This window comes from Limnohabitans sp. (genome assembly GCF_044361985.1).
In the GTDB taxonomy this organism is placed as follows: domain Bacteria; phylum Pseudomonadota; class Gammaproteobacteria; order Burkholderiales; family Burkholderiaceae_C; genus Limnohabitans_A.
In genome coordinates this window covers 1-2508 of record NZ_JBIKHV010000199.1, presented here as the reverse complement: position 1 = coordinate 2508, position 2508 = coordinate 1, and the positions used below count along the sequence as shown (strand labels likewise).

Annotated in this window: 3 protein-coding genes; 2 read left to right on the top strand and 1 reads right to left on the bottom strand. The window is 62.7% G+C overall.

Going from position 1 to position 2508, the window contains the following annotated elements; all coding sequences use genetic code 11:
* Window positions 1–691, bottom strand: a 691-nt coding sequence (locus ACIQ3A_RS15070) for a Rieske 2Fe-2S domain-containing protein (protein ID WP_396432538.1), incomplete at its 3' end; no start/stop codon positions are given.
* Window positions 692–964: 273 nt separating this feature from the next.
* Here ACIQ3A_RS15070 and ACIQ3A_RS15065 point away from each other — a divergent pair.
* The gene (locus tag ACIQ3A_RS15065; protein ID WP_396432537.1) at window positions 965–1342 is read left to right on the top strand and encodes a hypothetical protein; all 378 of its coding nucleotides are present in this window, start codon (window positions 965–967) and stop codon (window positions 1340–1342) included.
* Window positions 1343–1362: 20 nt separating this feature from the next.
* Window positions 1363–2508: chromate transporter (locus ACIQ3A_RS15060; protein WP_396432536.1), on the top strand; the 1146-nt coding region annotated here is incomplete at its 3' end.

Below are 2508 nucleotides of genomic sequence, written 5' to 3'. Positions count from 1 at the left end.
TGTGGCTGGGCGGTGTGAATCGGCAGATTTGCCAGCGGTCGACGGTGGCTTGGGGGTCGAGGCCATTGGCGCTCATGGCCATTTGCCAGAATGGCGGCGCCTTGATGCCCGCCATGTGGCGCTGGAGGATGACTTGGTCGCCCTCCACCGAGGTGCTGGAGGGGGTCTCGTCGATTTCGGGCTGGCCGATGCTGGTCGCGTGCACATAAGTCTCGTGTGTCAGGTCCATCAGGTTGTCGATCATCAGGCGGTAGTCGGCCTGGACGTGGTACAGCCCGCCGCCGTAGGCCCAGGCGGGGTTGTCAAAGAATTCAAACACCGGCATCTTGGCCGCGTCGGCCTGGGCTTGATCGCCGGGCCAGACCCAGACAAAGCCATAGCGCTGCAGCACGGCATAGCTTTTGATCGCCGGGAAGCCACGTACACGTTGCCCGGGCATGTGCACGGTTTGGCCGTCGCAGCCCATCTCCAGGCCGTGGTAGCCGCACACCAGCTTGCCCTCACACACCTTGCCCAGCGACAAGGGCGCGCCCCGGTGCGGGCAGAAGTCTTCGACCGCGGCCACCTGACCGTCCGGGCCTTTGAAGAAGACCATTTTTTCATTGCAAATGGTGCGACCCAGGGGCTTGCTGCCCAGCGCATCAAGTTCGGCCTCGGTGCAGGCCACGTACCAGGTGTTTTTAATGAACATGCTTCACCTTTGGAAGATCAAAAAATTCAGGGCTTGCGGGCCACCTTCTTCGACAGCTTCAGGGGCCTGATGGCGAACGGACGATGAGGGCATGAGACCGATTTGGAAAAATGGCATTAAACCATCAACCAGCCTGTCCCTGCCCCCAACCCTTCCCCGAAAATCATCAGCGGCTTCATTTATGAGCCCTCTAAATGCTTTGTGGTTTCAACCGCTGCGCTCAGCAAGCGATCAAGGGCGGCGACAATCGAGTTGGCTTGGAGGAACGCCCTGATGGATTTGCAATTACTGGACTTTGAATGCACCGAAGACGCTGACGGTCTGGTGTGCTGGGACGCCTTAGCGCAACCGCTGGCCCGCCACAACAGCGCCTTGCTGCAAGAGGTGTCTCAGGTGCTGGCCTGGGCCTTTCGCTTTGAGCCGCAAGGGCCCGGCAGCCTAGAGGACGGCGCGCTCTGGGACTTTGACCTGCAAGCCACGCTGCACAGCGACGGGCAGTTGCCGCTGGCAGCCAGCATCGTGTTCAACCCGGCCACAGGCCAAACCACCCTCTCGCCCCCTGCCCAGGACCTGCGGATTGCCCTGAGCTTGAGCCTGAGCGGCGCACCTGGTTTTGTGCAGGCCTTTCGCGACCACTGGGGTGCGCCATGACGCGCCCCACGACAAGAGACATGCAGCCTTCCGTGCCAGCGCCCTCGCCCATCGGGTTCCGGCAAGCACTCCAATTTTGGTTCTGGTTGGGCTGCGTGAGCTTTGGCGGACCTGCGGCCCAGATCGCCCTGATGCATGAAGAACTGGTGGTGCGCCGCCGCTGGATTTCTGAAAAGCGCTACCTGCACGCGCTGCATTACTGCATGCTGCTGCCCGGCCCTGAAGCGCAGCAACTGGCCACTTACATCGGCTGGCTGATGCACGGCACACGCGGCGGCATCGCGGCAGGGGCCTTGTTTGTGCTGCCCTCTTTGCTGCTCTTGATCGTGCTGAGCTGGGCCTATACCGCCTGGGGCAATCACCCCTGGGGTCAGGCGCTGCTTTGGGGGCTCAAGCCTGCCGTAACCGCGCTGGTGCTGCACGCGGCTCACCGCATGGCCAAGCGCACATTGCGCTCGCGCTGGCTGTGGGTACTGGCCACATTGTCTTTGCTGGGCATGCTCTGGGGTCTGCCCTTTCCGGTGATCATTTTGGGGGCGGCAGCCGTGGGTTACACCATGTCACGCCAACATGCTGATCAGGCCCCCCTCAGCAAATCCGCATCCGCAACCGCTTTCACGGCATCGCTTGCAGCAGCCATGCCGGCCGCAGCCAGCACCGAACCCGATGCGCCACGTGCCTGGCTGGATGATCCGTCTGCCCCGGCAGCGCACACACAGTTCAGCATGCGACGCTTGTGGCGCGGACTGGCCGTGGGGGTGGGCTTGTGGCTGCTGAGCCTGGGCCTGATTGCCTTGGCGTTTGGAGTGGGCCACCCCCTTACACAGATGGGTGGCTTTTTCACCCAAGCGGCCTTGCTGACTTTTGGCGGCGCCTATGCGGTGCTGCCCTTTGTGACGCAGGCGGCAGTGGTGCAATACGGCTGGCTGACGGCGGCGCAAATGATGGACGGCCTGGCCTTGGGCGAGACCACGCCCGGTCCGCTCATCATGGTGGTGGCCTTTGTGGGCTTTTTGGGTGGGCACAGCCAGGCCTTGCTGGGCCACCCCTTGCTGGGCGGCATCGTGGCGGCTTGCGTGGTGACCTGGTTCACGTTTTTGCCCTCGTTTGTCTTCATTTTGGTGGGTGGGCCACTGGTCGAGTCGACGCGGCACATGCCCTCACTG